At 62.6% G+C, this 15,378-nt stretch carries 12 protein-coding genes; 6 read left to right on the top strand and 6 right to left on the bottom strand.

Annotated features, from left to right (window positions below; all coding sequences use genetic code 11):
- Positions 1-359 precede the first annotated feature (359 nt).
- The 6 genes from AC2S2E_RS11880 to AC2S2E_RS11855 all read left to right on the top strand — a co-directional run bounded on the left by AC2S2E_RS11880 (position 360) and on the right by AC2S2E_RS11855 (position 6,854).
- Positions 360-1,175: a GNAT family N-acetyltransferase gene (locus AC2S2E_RS11880; RefSeq protein ID WP_486522477.1), complete on the top strand. Its 816-nt coding sequence runs from the start codon at positions 360-362 to the stop codon at positions 1,173-1,175.
- A 3-nt stretch (positions 1,176-1,178) separates the two neighbouring features.
- Positions 1,179-2,639, top strand: a complete 1,461-nt coding sequence (locus AC2S2E_RS11875; protein WP_486522476.1) for an NAD-dependent succinate-semialdehyde dehydrogenase — start codon at positions 1,179-1,181, stop codon at positions 2,637-2,639.
- A gap of 5 nt (positions 2,640-2,644) precedes the next feature.
- A complete protein-coding gene (locus tag AC2S2E_RS11870) occupies positions 2,645-3,712 on the top strand; it encodes a tartrate dehydrogenase (protein WP_486522475.1) in 1,068 nt (355 codons plus the stop codon).
- Positions 3,713-3,786: 74 nt separating this feature from the next.
- Positions 3,787-5,175: an aminotransferase class III-fold pyridoxal phosphate-dependent enzyme gene (locus AC2S2E_RS11865; RefSeq protein WP_486522474.1), complete on the top strand. Its 1,389-nt coding sequence runs from the start codon at positions 3,787-3,789 to the stop codon at positions 5,173-5,175.
- 15 nt (positions 5,176-5,190) lie between these two features.
- Positions 5,191-5,685 (top strand): Lrp/AsnC family transcriptional regulator, encoded by a 495-nt coding sequence (locus tag AC2S2E_RS11860; protein ID WP_476103994.1) that lies wholly within the window; start codon positions 5,191-5,193, stop codon positions 5,683-5,685.
- An 11-nt stretch (positions 5,686-5,696) separates the two neighbouring features.
- Positions 5,697-6,854, top strand: coding sequence for a M20 aminoacylase family protein (locus tag AC2S2E_RS11855; RefSeq protein ID WP_486522473.1), 1,158 nt, complete (start codon positions 5,697-5,699; stop codon positions 6,852-6,854).
- 3 nt (positions 6,855-6,857) lie between these two features.
- On the opposite strand, the gene AC2S2E_RS11850 is transcribed toward AC2S2E_RS11855, so the two are convergent.
- The 6 genes from AC2S2E_RS11850 to AC2S2E_RS11825 are packed head-to-tail and all read right to left on the bottom strand — an operon-like array spanning position 6,858 to position 15,378.
- The gene (locus tag AC2S2E_RS11850; protein ID WP_486522472.1) at positions 6,858-8,093 is read right to left on the bottom strand and encodes a DUF3422 domain-containing protein; all 1,236 of its coding nucleotides are present in this window, start codon (positions 8,091-8,093) and stop codon (positions 6,858-6,860) included.
- Positions 8,090-10,330, bottom strand: coding sequence for a carbamoyltransferase HypF (hypF, locus tag AC2S2E_RS11845; protein WP_486522471.1), 2,241 nt, complete (start codon positions 10,328-10,330; stop codon positions 8,090-8,092). The genes AC2S2E_RS11850 and hypF overlap by 4 nt, the downstream gene beginning before the upstream one ends.
- Positions 10,330-11,799 carry a nickel-dependent hydrogenase large subunit gene (locus AC2S2E_RS11840; RefSeq protein WP_486522470.1) on the bottom strand — a complete coding sequence of 490 codons (1,470 nt, stop codon included), beginning with the start codon at positions 11,797-11,799 and terminating at the stop codon, positions 10,330-10,332. Before AC2S2E_RS11840 ends, hypF begins: the two co-directional genes overlap by 1 nt.
- Positions 11,796-12,824: an NADH-quinone oxidoreductase subunit B family protein gene (locus tag AC2S2E_RS11835; RefSeq protein ID WP_486522469.1), complete on the bottom strand. Its 1,029-nt coding sequence runs from the start codon at positions 12,822-12,824 to the stop codon at positions 11,796-11,798. The genes AC2S2E_RS11840 and AC2S2E_RS11835 overlap by 4 nt, the downstream gene beginning before the upstream one ends.
- Entirely contained in the window at positions 12,821-13,876 is a 1,056-nt protein-coding gene (locus AC2S2E_RS11830; RefSeq protein WP_486522468.1) for a sensor histidine kinase, read from the bottom strand. The genes AC2S2E_RS11835 and AC2S2E_RS11830 overlap by 4 nt, the downstream gene beginning before the upstream one ends.
- Positions 13,873-15,378 carry a sigma-54-dependent transcriptional regulator gene (locus AC2S2E_RS11825; RefSeq protein WP_486522467.1) on the bottom strand — a complete coding sequence of 502 codons (1,506 nt, stop codon included), beginning with the start codon at positions 15,376-15,378 and terminating at the stop codon, positions 13,873-13,875. Before AC2S2E_RS11825 ends, AC2S2E_RS11830 begins: the two co-directional genes overlap by 4 nt.

Below are 15,378 nucleotides of genomic sequence, written 5' to 3'. Positions count from 1 at the left end.
TGATGGCTGAGCCTTCGGAATATAATTCCGAAGGCTCACTTTTGCGCCGCCGGAACGGGATGTTTGCAGACCGCCAAAGGCGATTATTTTAGACCATCGCGGCATCTCATGCTGCATGGAATTCACACCAACCGTCGCGGGATTGGGCGCTGATACCAAACGCCCTTCCACTCCACAGCAGAATCTACCGGGTGATGCGAAGCGCACTACGCCATAATCTTCCGATATGCGCCATAACGCGGCATCCTATTCCATCCATGCGGCGCTAACCCTTTATCAACATGGCCATGGTGCCACAGCAACGGATCAGGAGTGTTATGATGGGTGAGCTGGTATCCAGCGACATCTCTTTTCGGGAAATGAGGCACCAGGACATCGACCGCGCAGTGGAAATGTCGCGCGCCCTGTCATGGCCCCATCGCGAAGAAGATTGGGCGCTGTTCCTCCAGCTGGGCGAAGGCATTGTGGCGCTGGATGATGACCGGGTGATCGGCACGATCATCGGCTTTCCCTATGGGCAAAAGGCCGCCGCCGTAGGCATGGTCATCGTCGATGACGCCTATCAGGGCAAGGGCTATGGGCGCCGCCTGATGCAGGCGATGCTGGACCAACTGGGTGATCGCACCGTCATGCTTCAGGCCACCGTTCAGGGCGCGCCGCTGTATGAAAAGCTGGGCTTTGTCGATTGCGGCGTGCTGCATCAGCATCAGGGCACGGTCCCGCTTGCGCCTTTGGCCTCGCTGCGCAGCGGCGAGCGTATCCGCCCCTTGGGCGCATCCGAACAAAGCCCCGGCGATCTCTATTCCCGCGCCACCGGCACCGACCGCCATTCGGCCATGCGCGCGTTGACGGCTCAGGACAGGTCGGTCGTTTTGACCCGTGACGACATTCCGGTCGGTTTTGCCCTGCTGCGCCGGTTTGGCCGTGGATGGTCGGTGGCGCCGGTGATTGCGCCCGACAGCGACGGTGCCAAAGCGCTGATATTGCACTGGCTGGCGCAGAATGCGGGGAATTTCACGCGCCTTGACGTAACCGAGGCCAGCGGGCTTTCCCCCTGGCTTGAAGGGCTTGGCCTTGCCCGCGTGGATACGGTCCGCATGATGGCCCGCGGTCCACTGCCCGAAACCGACGAGAGCGTTAAGCTCTTTGCCCTCTCCGCCCAAGCGATGGGATGAAACATGCAGCTTTCTGATTCTACACTTTTGAAGCAGGCCGCCCTGATCGGCGGGGAATGGCTCTCGGCATCCTCGCGCGATGCGCTCTCGGTCAATGATCCGGCCAGCGGCGCCGTGGTGGGCGCGGTGCCCGATTGCACAGCCGATGATACGCTGGAGGCGATTGCCGCCGCCAACGCCGCATGGCCCGCATGGCGCGCCCGCACGGCAGGTGAACGCTGCGCCTTGCTGGAAGCGTGGCATGCGCTGGTGCTGGCCAACCTGGACGATCTGGCGCTGATCATGACGGCGGAACAGGGCAAGCCTCTGGCCGAGGCGCAGGGCGAAATCCGCTATGCCGCCAGTTTCATCAAATGGTTTGCCGAGGAAGGCCGCCGCACCGGCGGGCGCAATGTCGTCTCTCCCGAACGCGACCGGCGCATCATTGTCCTGACCGAGCCGGTGGGCGTTTCGGCAGCGATCACGCCGTGGAATTTCCCCGCCGCGATGATCACCCGCAAATGCGCGCCCGCGCTGGCCGCAGGTTGTCCGGTGGTGATCAAGCCGTCGGAAATGACGCCCTTTACCGCGCTTGCGCTGGTGGAACTGGCCGTTCGTGCAGGCATTCCGGCCGGCGTCATCAATATCGTGACCGGCATGCCCACCGCAATTGGTGCGGCCATCACGGCCAGCCCGCTGGTGCGCAAGCTGTCCTTTACCGGATCGACACGCGTGGGGGCGCTGCTGCTCGAACAATGCGCGAAAACCATCAAGCGGACCAGCATGGAATTGGGCGGCAATGCGCCGTTGATCGTTTTTGCCGATGCCGATCTCGATCTGGCGGTGAAGGCGGCGATGGCGTCGAAATTCCGTAATTCGGGACAGACCTGCGTTTGCGCCAACCGCATGTTGGTGGCCGATGAAATCTATGATGCCTTTGCCGAAAAACTGGCCGCGGCGGTTGGGCAATTGAACGCCGCGCCGGGGATGGAGGCGGGTTCCACCGTCGGCCCATTGATCAACGCGGCGGCTGTCGAAAAGGTTTCCGCCCATCTGGAAGATGCGCTGGGCAAGGGCGGCAAAATCATCGGCGAAGGCAAGGGCCGCAGCGATGACCGCTTTGTCCGCCCCGTCATCATCGGTGACGCAAACCCCGACATGCGTCTGGCCAGCGAAGAAACCTTTGGCCCCCTCGCCCCGCTCTTCCGCTTTACCAGCGAGCGGCAGGCGATCGAGATGGCCAATGACACGCCCTTTGGCCTTGCCGCCTATTTCTACACCCGCGACCTCTCGCGCTCGTTCCGCGTGGCCGAGGCGTTGGAAGCCGGGATGATCGCGCTGAACACCGGCGGGATCGCGATGGAAATGGCGCCCTTTGGTGGGATCAAGCAATCCGGCCTTGGCCGCGAAGGCGGACAGCAGGGCATTGAGGAATATCTGGAAACCAAGGCCTTCCACATCGGTGGGCTGGAATTGGGGGCATAAGACCCATGCGCAATTACAAGATCGCCGTCATCGCCGGGGACGGCATTGGCAAGGAAGTCATGCCCGAGGGCTTGCGCGCGCTGGAAAAGGCGGCGGGGGCCTATGGCTTCGGCCTCGACCTTCAGGTGCATAATTTCGCCGATTGCGATTATTATGCCCAACATGGCCGCATGATGCCCGAAGACTGGAAGGATCAGATCGGCCGCCCCGATGCGATCTTCTTTGGCGCGGTGGGCTGGCCCGCGACGGTGCCCGATCACATTTCGCTGTGGCAATCGCTGCTGCAATTCCGCCGCGAATATGACCAGTATGTCAACCTGCGCCCTGTGCGCCTGATGCCGGGCGTGCCTTGTCCGCTGGCGGGGCGCGAGCCGGGCGACATCGACTTTTGGGTTGTGCGCGAAAACACCGAAGGCGAATATTCCAGCGTCGGCGGCCATATGTTCCCCGGCACCGAACGCGAGATCGTCATTCAGGAAACCGTGATGACCCGTCAGGGCGTGGACCGCGTGCTGCGCTTTGCCTTTGAACTTGCCCAGAAGCGCTCCGCCAAGCATCTGACCAGCGCGACCAAGTCGAACGGCATCGCCATCACGATGCCCTTCTGGGACAAACGCGTCGAGGCCATCGGCGAGGAATTTCCCGATGTGACCCATGACAAATATCACATCGACATCCTGACCGCGCAATTCGTGATGAACCCGCAACGTTTCGACGTGGTGGTGGCATCGAACCTGTTCGGCGATATCCTGTCCGACCTTGGCCCGGCCTGCACCGGCACGATCGGCATTGCGCCATCGGGCAACATCAACCCCACGGGCGAACATCCCAGCCTGTTCGAACCCGTCCACGGTTCGGCCCCCGATATTGCGGGCAAAGGCATTGCCAATCCGGTGGGCCAGATTTGGTCGGCAGCCATGATGCTGGAACATCTGGGCGAAGCACAAGCGGCGGCGGGCATCATGCGTGCCATCGAGGATGTGCTGTCCACCCCATCGGGCCGCACCGGCGATCTGAAGGGCAGCGCCAACACGGTGGAATGCGGCAAGGCGATTGCCGCCGCCATCGGCTGATCCACAGCATTTTATGCCGCACCCGCGCCGCAGTTTGGCGCAACACGCCTGAACCGTTAGCATAGGTTTGCCACATGACCGAAACCTTGACCAATCGCTCGCTGATCGACCTTGACCGCGATCACCTGATCCACCCAGTCGCCTCGTTCCGGGGCCATGAGGAGCATGGCGCACGCGTGCTGGCCAGCGGGGACGGCATGTGGCTGACCGATATAGACGGCAGGCGCGTGATCGACGCCTTTGCCGGCCTGTGGTGCGTCAATGTCGGCTATGGCCAGGAAAGCGTGGTAGAAGCGGCGGCCGAACAAATGCGCCGCCTGCCCTATGCCACCGGCTATTTCCATTTCGCCAGCGAACCAATGATCCGCCTTGCGGCAGAATTGACCGCGCTGACGCCCGAAGGCCTCAACCACGTCTATTTCACCCAAGGCGGTTCGGATTCCGTGGACAGCGCGGTGCGCTATATCATCCACTATTTCAACGCCATCGGTAAGCCGGAGAAGAAACAGTTCATCGCGCTGGAATGGGGCTATCACGGCTCGTCCTCGACGGGCGCGGGGCTGACGGCGCTGGGCAATTTCCATCGCGGTTTCGACCTGCCCTTCAAGTGGCAGCATCATATTGCCTCGCCCTATCCCTATCGCCACCCCAATGGTGATGATGATGCCGCCGTCATTGCCAGCACCGTCACCGCATTGGAGGCCAAGGTGGCCGAGATCGGCGCGGACAAGGTCGCCGCCTTCTGCTGCGAACCCATTCAGGGCAGCGGCGGCGTGATCGTGCCTCCCGTCGGCTGGCTCAAAGCCATCCGTGAGGCTTGCGACCGTCTGGGCATCCTGATGCTGGTGGACGAAGTCATCACCGGCTTTGGCCGCACCGGCCCCCTGTTCGCCTGTAACGCCGAGGGCGTCTCACCCGACTTCATGACCACGGCCAAGGGCCTGACCGCCGGCTATATCCCGATGGGCGCCTTGTTCATGGCCGACCATATCTATCAGGCGATTGCGGACGCCAGTCCGCTGCCCGTAGGTCATGGCGGCACCTATTCGGGCCATCCGGTGGCGGCGGCTGTCGGCCTTGAAGTGCTGCGCCTTTATCGCGAAGGCGGCGTGCTGGCCAATGGCGAGAAGGTGGGCAAGCGTTTTGCCGCGCGGATGGACGCCCTGCGTTCGCATCCTCTGGTCGGTGATGTTCGTTATCGCGGGCTGCTGGGCGCTATCGAACTGGTCGCCAACAAGGAAACCAAGGAAGCCTTCCCGGCCGAATTGGCCATTGGCGACCGACTGTCGCAAATGACATGGGACAATGGCGTGATCGCACGCTGTTTTGCCAATGCCGTCATCGGCTTCGCCCCCGCGCTGACCTGCACCGATGAAGAAATGGACACCATTTTTGATCGTGTGCAATTGACGCTCGACCAATTGCTGGAACAAGCCGATATTCGTGCCGCAATCGGCAAATAAGAGGAATAGCGCCCCATGATGCCCGGCCTCAAACTAGACCGCATCGATCTCAAGATCCTTGCCAAGCTGCAACAGGCCGGGCGCGTCACCAATGTCGAACTGGCCGATGCGGTGGGGCTTTCGCCCTCGCCCTGCCTGACCCGCGTAAAGCGGTTGGAGCAGGCAGGCTATATCACCGGCTATGGGGCGCATCTCAACCTTGGCAAGCTGGGCGAATTTCTGACGGTGTTTACCGAGGTGACGCTGTCGGAACATCGTCGCGGCGATTTTTCGCGCTTTGAAAGCCGGATCGTCAAACTGGACGAGATCGTCGAATGCCATCTGGTGTCGGGCGGCTATGACTATCTGCTCAAATTCGTCACGCGCGGCGTGTCGCATTACCAGTCGATCATCGAAGGCATGCTGGAAAGCGATTACGGGATCGAGAAATATTTCTCCTATGTCGTGATCAAATCGCCCTTCATCAAACATCACTTCCCGATCCAGAGCCTGTTCGGCAACTCGATTTAAGGCACCGATCCATGACAGATATTACTGCGCTGATGGCGCCATTGGTGGCGTTGCGCCATGATATCCATGCGCACCCCGAATTGGGTTTTGCCGAACATCGCACGGCGGGCATCATTGCCGATGCGCTGCGCGCGGCGGGGTTGGAGGTGCATGAAGGCATTGGCGGCACCGGGGTTGTGGGCGTTTTGCGCCATGGTTCCGGCACCCGTACCGTTGGCCTGCGCGCCGACATGGATGCGTTGCCTATCGATGAAAAGACCGGCCTGCCATATACCAGCCGCCATGAAGGTTACTTTCACGGCTGCGGCCATGATGGCCACGTGGCGATGCTGCTGGGCGCGGCCCAGGCATTGAGCGCCGATCCTTCGGGCATTGACGGCACCGTGCATTTCATCTTTCAACCCGCCGAGGAAGGACAAGGCGGCGCGCGTGCCATGATCGAGGACGGGTTGTTCGAACGCTTCCCCTGCGACCGGGTCTATGCGCTGCACAACTGGCCCGCCCTGCCCGCCGGGACGATTGCAACGCGGGCCGGGGCGATCATGGGGGCCGCGGACAAATTCTTCATCACCCTGCGCGGACGCGGCGGCCATGCGGCGGTTCCGCATGACACCAATGACACCCTTTTGGCCGCAGCATCGCTGGTGCAGCAATTGAACACCGTCGTTTCGCGCAATGCCCCGGCCAGCGCGAATGCCGTCCTGTCCGTCACGCAAATGCATGGTGGCCATGCGCATAACGTCATCCCGGGCGAAGCCATTGTGGCGGGCACGGTCCGCACATTCGACCCCGCCGTTCAGGACCGTATCGAGGAACGCATGCGCAAGATCATCGCCGGGATCGAGACCGGTTTCGAGGTCAGCGCCGAACTGGTCTATGACCGCTACTATCCCGCTACGATCAATGATGCAGACGCTGCGGAGGACGCGCTTCGTATCGCCGCGACCGTTGGCCATGCTGAACGCGCCCCCGAACCCGCCGCGACCTCAGAGGACTTCTCCTTCATGCTCCAGGCCCGCCCCGGCGCCTATATCTGGCTGGGGCAAGGCAAGGGCGAGAACCCGCCCCCGCTGCACAATCCGCATTATGATTTCAACGATGCGGTGATGGAAACGGGTGTGCGACTGCATCTGGCGCTGGCGCATCACTGGCTGGCGCCGCAAGCGTGAGCCTTAATGTTCACCCATAACCCGCGCCTTCATCCGGTGCAGGCCCAGCCACATGGACACCACCACCAACGGCACCAAAACGCCCATGATTTCGGCCGCCGGGAAATGTTCGAAACGATGCTCGGCGGCTTTCAGCATATAGCCGATCAAGCTGATGCCGTAATAGCTGAGCGCGACGACAGAAAGGCCTTCGACCAATTGTTGAAGCCGCAATTGCAGGCTGGATGAACGCTCCATGCTGCGCAGCAATCGGCCATTCTGATTTTCGATGCGGGTTTCAACACGGGTGCGCAACAGCGACGTAAAATGCGCCGCCCGCCCCGACATATCCTCCAACCGCCGCGAATAGGCCTGCGCGGTGCGGATCGCGGGCAGCAGGCGGCGCTGGGTAAAATCCTCAAGGCTGGGATAGCCGGGGATCGCGCGCGGCATTAATCCGGCCAGACGCTCCTCGACCAATTGGGCATAGGCGTCGGTAGCGCTCATCCGGTAATTGGTTTCGGTGGAAAGCGACATCAGATCAAGGCTGAGCACCGACACGCGTTCGAGCAGCGCATCGTCGGTCGTTTCAGGATTGGCGACATCGGCGGCCAATTGTCGCAACGTCGCCTCTGCCGCATCCAGCCTTGGCCAGTAAGCCTGCGCCACCGGCAAGCCCATCAGCGCCAGATTGCGGTAATTGCCCAATTCCTGAAACCTTTGCAGCAATCGCGCAAGATCGGCGGGTGCCGCCCCATTGCCCGCCACCAATGCAATACCCAGACCTTCGTCCCCAATCCGGAAATCGGACCAGAGACGCACGCCCGACGCCCCGATCAGGCATGAAATCAGATCGCTGCCGACAAAGCCCATTTGGGGCAGCATGTCGCGGGCCTGTGCCTGATTTTCGACGACATGGATGCGGGTCGCGCGCATGGTCTGGCCCGGAAAACGCTCGATCCATGCCATGGCTTCGGACGGATCGGCATGGGGTTCCTGCATGAACAGGGTGATGCCGCATGCCTCGCTATGCTGCTCCCACACAAAGGAAATGCCGGGCGCCAACTCACCTTCGGCATGACGGGGGTTTTCCGATTGGCCCAGCCAGTTGTCCAGCATCGCCCGATGCGCCGCGCGTTCTTCGGGCGTCACCAAACGCAGCACCTGCACAATTTGCGCCGGGGCATGGATCGCAGGCCAGCGCCGCAAATGCATTTCGCCCACCACCTGACGGCGCAGCGGATGTTCGTTGAGCCTCATTCACCCTCTCCCCTTAACGCGGCGATGATGCCCTGTCCCAAAGACAGGCCGCCGTCATTGGCCGGAACGTGCCGATGGGCCAGCGGGACCATATCCCGCGCCCGGATTTCCCGACGCAGCGCGGCCAGCAAGACCCGGTTCTGCATCACGCCGCCCGACAGCACGACATGTTGCCCCGGACGCCCCGCCAATGCCGCCTGATGGGCCAAGGCCGACGCCAATGTGGCGTGGAAGCGGGCCGCGATCCGCCCCTTATCGACGCCTTTGCCAAGATCAGCCAGCAAGGCGCGCCACAATCCCCCCCATTCCAGCGCGGGTTCGATGTCCCATGCCTTTTCATCCCATGGCCGCGCCATCGCCTCCAGCGCCATGGCCGCCTGACCTTCATGCCCGACACGCGCCGGGTAAATGCCCAGCGCCGCCGCGACCGCGTCAAACAACCGGCCTGCGGACGAACATGGCGGACAATTCGTACCACTGTCGATCATGCTTTCGGCCAAGCGCAACTTGGTCTCGTCGGGCAAATGCGCCATCACCGGCGCTGAAAGATTGCGCCATTCTGCGCCGAATGCGGCGCGCAAATGCGCCAGAAGGTTGCGCCACGGTTCCTTCATCGCCGCCGATCCGCCGATCAGCGGGACCGGAGCAAAACCTGCGACACGTTCGACATGACGATAGCCGCCGTAAAGGACCTCACCGCCCCACAGCTTTCCATCCGGCCCCATTCCCAATCCGTCGAGCAGCAATCCCACATAATCGTCATCACCCATGCCATTGTCGGCCAGACAAGCGGCCATATGAGCGTGGTGATGCGCGACGCGGGCCAACCGGGCGCCGCATTCCTGCGCGACCATTTCACCGATCTGGGTCGAGAGATAGGACCGGTGCGCATCCACAGCGACGATCTGCGGGGTAAAGTCAAACAATCGCCGATAGAGATCGAGCATGGCCCGATAGTCGCCAAGCGCCGCCGCCTGTTCCAGATCGCCGATATGCGGGCCAACGATCGCCTCGCCATCACGGATCAGGGTGAAGGTCGCCTTCAACTCCCCCCCGCAGGCCAACACCTTTCGCAAGTCACCAAAGGGAAGCGACAAGGGCGCGGGCGCATAGCCCCGCGCGCGGCGAATGGGCAATGACGCGCCGCATTCATCCATGGCCAGAACACTGTCATCCAGCCGGTTCTGGATGGGCCGGTCGTGCATCAGGAAAGCATCGGCAATCCCCGCCAACGCCGCGCGGGCCGCGTCATTGTCGATCACCTGCGGTTCGTCGCTGCGATTGCCCGATGTCATCACCAACGGCCCGCCAAAGGATTCGCACAGCAAATGATGCAATGGTGTCGCGGGCAACATCACGCCAATGTGATCCTGACCGGGCGCCAGGGCATCGGGCAAGGACGCGACATGCGGCAACAGCACAATGGGGGCCGCAGCGCTTTTCAGGATCTGCCACGCCTGATCGGAAACATCGCAAATGTCTTGCGGGCATGGGGTCATCACGGCGAAAGGCTTGCTGCCCCGCCCTTTGCGCCTTCGCAATTCCTCGATGACGGCCCCGTTCCACGCGTCACACGCCAGATGGAACCCGCCCAGCCCCTTGATCGCGACGATGGCGCCATCGCGCAGCAATTGCACCGCCGCATTGATAGGATCGCCCTGCGCCCCTTCGATCCACAAACGCGGGCCGCAATCGGCACAGGCGATGGGTTGTGCATGAAAGCGCCGATCCGCCGGGTCTTCATATTGTTCCAGACAGGCCGCGCACATCGGGAAATCGGTCATGCTGGTTTGCCCCCGATCCCACGGAATGGCGCGGGCGATGGTCAATCGCGGGCCGCAATGGGTGCAATTGGTAAAGGCATAGCCGTGTCGGCGCTCCACCGGATCGCGAATTTCGGCAAGGCAGGCCGGGCAAGTCGCCGCATCGGGAGGAATGGCCGTATTGGCCGCGCCATGGCCGCTTTCGACGATATGAAAACCCGATGGCTGTTCGCCCGATATAGCCTTGGTTTCGACCGCAACAACTTTGGCCAAAGGCGGTGCATCGCTGCGCAAACGGCGTTCAAGATCGGCCAGCGCCGACACCGGACCCCACGCCGAGATCAGTACCCCCTGCCCGTCATTCGACACTTCGCCCGTCAACGCCAGATCCTGCGCCAGACGCCAGACGAAGGGGCGGAACCCCACCCCCTGAACCGTCCCGCGCACACGGATGCTGCGCCCCGTGACCGGCATCAATGCACCGTGCAGACCATGCAGGGGTCAAAGCTGCGCACGATATGCTGCACAGCCACCGGCTCGGTTTCGCCCGGACGGATCGGCGCTCCGACCAAGGCCTGCTCCAGGGGACCGGGCACGCCTAGCGCGTCGCGGGGCGAGAAGTTCCATGTCGTGGGGGCGATGATCTGGTAATGGCTGATCCTCCCTCCATCCAGCCTCAGCCAATGGCCAAGGCTCCCCCGCGCCGCCTCGGTCAGGCCCATGGCATCGCCCGTATCCAGACGCGGGCGCGTATCCTGAAAGGGCGCCGAAGGGTCGATGGCCGCCACCCATTGCTCCATCGCCATGACCACCAGAGCAACCTCGATGATCCGCGCCACCACGCGGGCCTCGACACTGGCCCCATCGCGCGCGACATAATCGCGCAGCAAGGGATGCCCCGCCACCAATTGCCGCGAAAGGGCGCCAACCTCAGCCACGCGCCCATCAAGGCGCGGCGCCTTGCACCAGCTATAGGCATCAGGATTGCTCATGTCAGGCGCGGGCGCAGCCTGACGCGGGGGGCCGCCTTCACCCACATACCATGCGTGCGACACGTCCTCGGTAATCGCGCCAATGGGCAAGGCCCCCGCCACGCCCAGCCCGGCGTCGAACATGCCTCTGGGAAACAGCGGCCCGTCGGCCCCGGCATAGGCCCCAAAGGCGATATGGCGAAGACGCGTCACGCCCGACCGCGCCAAGCCAAGGTGCCGCGCAATCTTAAGGAAATGGGCAAAATCGCCGCGATTACCCTGTGCAAAGGCGTAGAGCGCGTCGCGGCTGGATATGGCCGCCACCGTTTCCAGCGACGCGCCAAACAGCACATTTTCGCAAAAACCGCGAAACCCGGCCAGCATCAACCGCAACCGCGCCTGTTCCGCCCGCGTGATGGCCCGCGTCGATCCGCCCGGCTGAATCGAGAGCGTATGCGGCCATTTCCCGGCCAGAATGCCCATCATGTTCATCAAACCGGCACGGGCGGGCAACATCTGGGTCGCCGCCGTCCCTTTGAGCGCGGTAAAACGCATGGCGGCACCTTCATGCCACGGCTCGTCGGCATAGGTTGCGCGGGCGAAATCGGGCATGAAGAACAGATAGAAATGCGTGATATGGTCCGCGATATTTTCCACCGCATGGACCAGATTGATCGCATGTTGCCCGTTGGCGGGCGGCAATTGCCGCTGCATCCCGGCGGGGCGCACACCCGCCAAGGCCCGCGACGCCGCCACGCTTTGCGACACCGAACAAATGCCGCAAATGCGCGGGGCATAGGTCAAGGCATCGGCCGCAGGCCGCCCGACCAGCATCGCCTCGAACCCGCGATAAAGCGGCGAGGTGACACGCGCCCCCTCGACATGATCGCCCGCAATGTCGAGCCGCACCTCTAGATCGCCCTCCACCCGGTTGAACGGGCCGAGGATCAGGCGCGATGGCTTGTCACTCATACGCCCTCCTTGCGCTTGTCACGCGGCAGAATGGCGGGCGTGGGCCTAGCGGCATTTTCCTTCAACCGGCGGGGCGTTGCGGCCTTGGACAGGCTGGCCAGAGCGACAAACCATGCCTTGGGCATGTCGGTGGGCAAGCCGATGGGAATGCCGCTGATCTTGGGTGTGGTTGAAAAACTGTGCCCCGGCTCCTCAAACCCCGGCGCGGTGCAATTGATGCAGGGGTATCCACCCGTCAGGCAAGAGCCAGACCCGTTCCACGCCCGCGTGTTGCAATCGGCCCGCGCCTGCGTCCCCTTGCATCCAAGGTTTTCCATCATGCAGCCAAGGTCGCCCAGTTCCTCGGCGCTGGCCTTGAATTCATAATATTCGTTGCGGGCGCAGCCGTGGTGAACAAGGCTGGACGTATAGGCCAAGGGGCGTTCCCATTCATCCAGATCGGTCGCGTTCAATGTGCCCCCTGCCAGTTGCAGGATTGTATCGACGAACCACCCCGGATGGATCGGACAACCGGCGATGTTGATGACCGGCAATCCGCCCCGCCCGCGGAATCCCGCACCCAGCAACCCGCCAGAGGTCCGCCCATTATAGGCAAGCCCGCCCGCCTCCACCGCATTGCCGCCGCCCATCGTGATCCCGCCATAGGCCGCGCAGGAACCGACGGCGATGACATGGGTGGCATGTTGCGCAATGGCGTGGATCATGTCGCGCATGGGCCGGCCCGTGCCCGCCATCAGGTGAAAGCCGCCTGTGCCATTGGGGCCGTGGATGACCGATCCTTCAAGGCACAGAATATCGACCGGATCGCGCCCATCGGCCGCCGCGTCCAATATCGCGCGCGCTTCCGCACCCGTCGCCTCGGACAGCGAGGGGTGCCACAGCACCTCGACATGGGCGGCGCGCAGGGCCGATACCAAATCCGGTTCCTGTTGCCCGATGAGCGAGAGCGTGCAGCCGCCACATCCCCCCGATTGCAGCCAGATCAGGCGCAAGGGACGCTGGGCCGTGCCCGATGGATAGCTCATTCCTCGCCTCCTTCGGGGCTGGATACGGGCATGCGCAGCGTGAACATCGCACCACCGCCCGGCGCATCGGCATATTCCAGATTGCCGCCCAATTTCCCCGCCATCGTATAGGAGACATAAAGCCCCAGTCCCGTCCCCGCGCCAATCGGCTTGGTGGTGAAAAAGGGTTCAAAAATCTTGTCCTGATGCTCGCGGGCAACCCCTTGCCCATTATCGGCAACATGCAGGGCGATCATGTTCTGGGATTGATCGGAACTGATCCGAATGACGCCCCCTTGTTTGTCCTTAAGCGCATCGGCGGCGTTCTGGACAAGGTTAACGAGGATCTGATGCAATTGCCCCTTGCGGCTGGCGATCTCCAGCGTTTCGGGCAAATCGCATTGCAATTCGGGCGGATCGCGCAAAGCCTTCAGAACCCAATCGGCCGCCGTATGAACCAGACGGACGAGGTTGAAACTTTCCAGCGGTTCGCGCTGATTGGCGGAAAAGCGGCGCAGGTCCTGCACGATGTCGCGCACCCGCTCGGCCCCTTCCAGCGTGCCATCGACCAGCGGGCCGATGTCAGACAGCACCCGGTCAATTTTGAGCTTTTCGCGCAACGCCGCCAGTTCGCCCCCGCCTCGCCCTTCATCAATCGCGGCCAGATATTGCGTGATCGCCCCGCCATAGCGTTTGAGCGCATACATATTGCCGAACACAAAGCTGATCGGATTGTTCAGCTCATGCGCCACGCCCGCCACCAATCGCCCCAATGCGGCCATCTTCTCGCTGGTCAGCAATTGCTGCTGGGTCTGGCGCAATTTCTGATGCGCTGCGTCCAGTTCGGCCAAGGCATGTTCCAGCGCGACGTTGCGCTCTTCCAACGCGGTCTGGCTGGTGACGAGATCGGCATAGACATCGTCCATCTTGCGGATGACATCGATCCACATATCCTCGCCATGAAAGGCGCCGTCGCCCGGCATCGACAATTCCGGCATGGGGTCATGCGGACAATCGACATGGGCCGGATCGAACCGCCCTTCGAACCTGTCATTGCCCCCCTGATGCATCATCGGCTCACCGTCCCGCGTCCGGCCGCTTCCCGCAACGGATGGACATTTTCCAGACCATAGCGTTCGAGTTTGGCCCGCAGCCCCACGCGCGAGAGGCCCAATTCGCGCGCCGCCTGCGATTTGTTCCAACGGTGCCGGATCAGCGTTTCCCGGATGATCCGCGCCTCCATCGCACAGACGCGCTCCTTGAGATCGCCGGTCAGGTCACCCAGATCGGGCGCGGCATCAGCCTGCGCAACCGGCGCGCGGGACACGGGCGCGGCGATATGGGGCGAAAGCACATCCACCCCCAGCCAGCGCCCTTCCACCCCGCGCACCAGCATGCGCTGAATCTCATTCTGCAATTCACGCACATTGCCCGGCCATGCGTAAGCCGACAAGCGCGCCATCGCCTCATCCGAAACGCCCTGCACACGCTTGCCCATGTTGCCCATGGCCCGGTCCAGCAAGGTCTGCACCAGCACCGGCAGATCGCCGGGGCGGTCTTTGAGGTCGGGCAGGCGCACGATCATGCCCGCCAACCGATAGAACAGATCGGCGCGGAACCGGCCCTCGCGCACTTCCTCTTCCAAATCGCGGTTGGTGGCGGCGATGACGCGCACATCGACCTTGCGCGTGCGGCCATGGCCCAGCGGGCGGATCTCGCCTTCCTGCAACACGCGCAGCAATTTGACCTGAAAGGCCGGGCTGACCTCGCCGATCTCGTCAAGGAACACCGTGCCGCCATCGGCCCGTTCAAACAGGCCAATGTGGTCATCAATGGCCCCGGTGAACGCCCCCTTTTTGTGGCCGAACAATTCGCTTTCCAGCAATTCATCGGGCAAGGCGCCGCAATTTTCCACCACAAACGCCTTGTTCCAGCGCAGCGAGCCATAGTGCAGCGCCCGCGCCGCCAGTTCCTTGCCCGTGCCCGATGATCCGATCAGCAGCACCGGCACATCAAAGGGCGCGACCTGTGCCAGCGCGCCGCAAACGTCATCCATCGGGCTGCCATGGCTGCGCACGATGCCGTCGTTGAAGTCATAGGCGCGGCGCACCTGCGCTTTGCGCTTGTCCACCACCGCGCTGGCGGCCTTGGGCGCCATGCGCAGTTCGACCGCCAGCAATTCGTTCTCGCGCTGAAGCTGAAATAGGCGGCAGGCCGAATGCAGCGTCAGGAGCAGATGGTCGGGATGCCATGGCTTGGTCACATATTGAAAAATGCCCGCCTGATTGATCCCGTCGATAATGTCATGCGCATCGGCATAGCCCGAAATAATCATGCGGATCACATCGGGCCAGCGCTCCTTCACCAGCGTCAGAAACTCCACCCCGCTGCGTTCGGGCATGCGCTGGTCGCACAGGATCACCTGTACCCAATGCTGGGACAGCATCTCCTCGGCCTCACGCGTGGATGAAGCCGTCAAGACCTCGAACTCATCCTCCAGAATGCGGCGCAGGGATTCAAGGCTGCGGATCTCGTCATCGACGATCAGGATGGTAGGCAGGGCAGATTGCGTCAT

The sequence above is a fragment of the Novosphingobium sp. 550D genome, assembly GCF_057401885.1.
The sequence above is the reverse complement of the archived record's forward strand: the minus strand, read 5'-3'. Positions and strand labels throughout refer to the sequence as shown.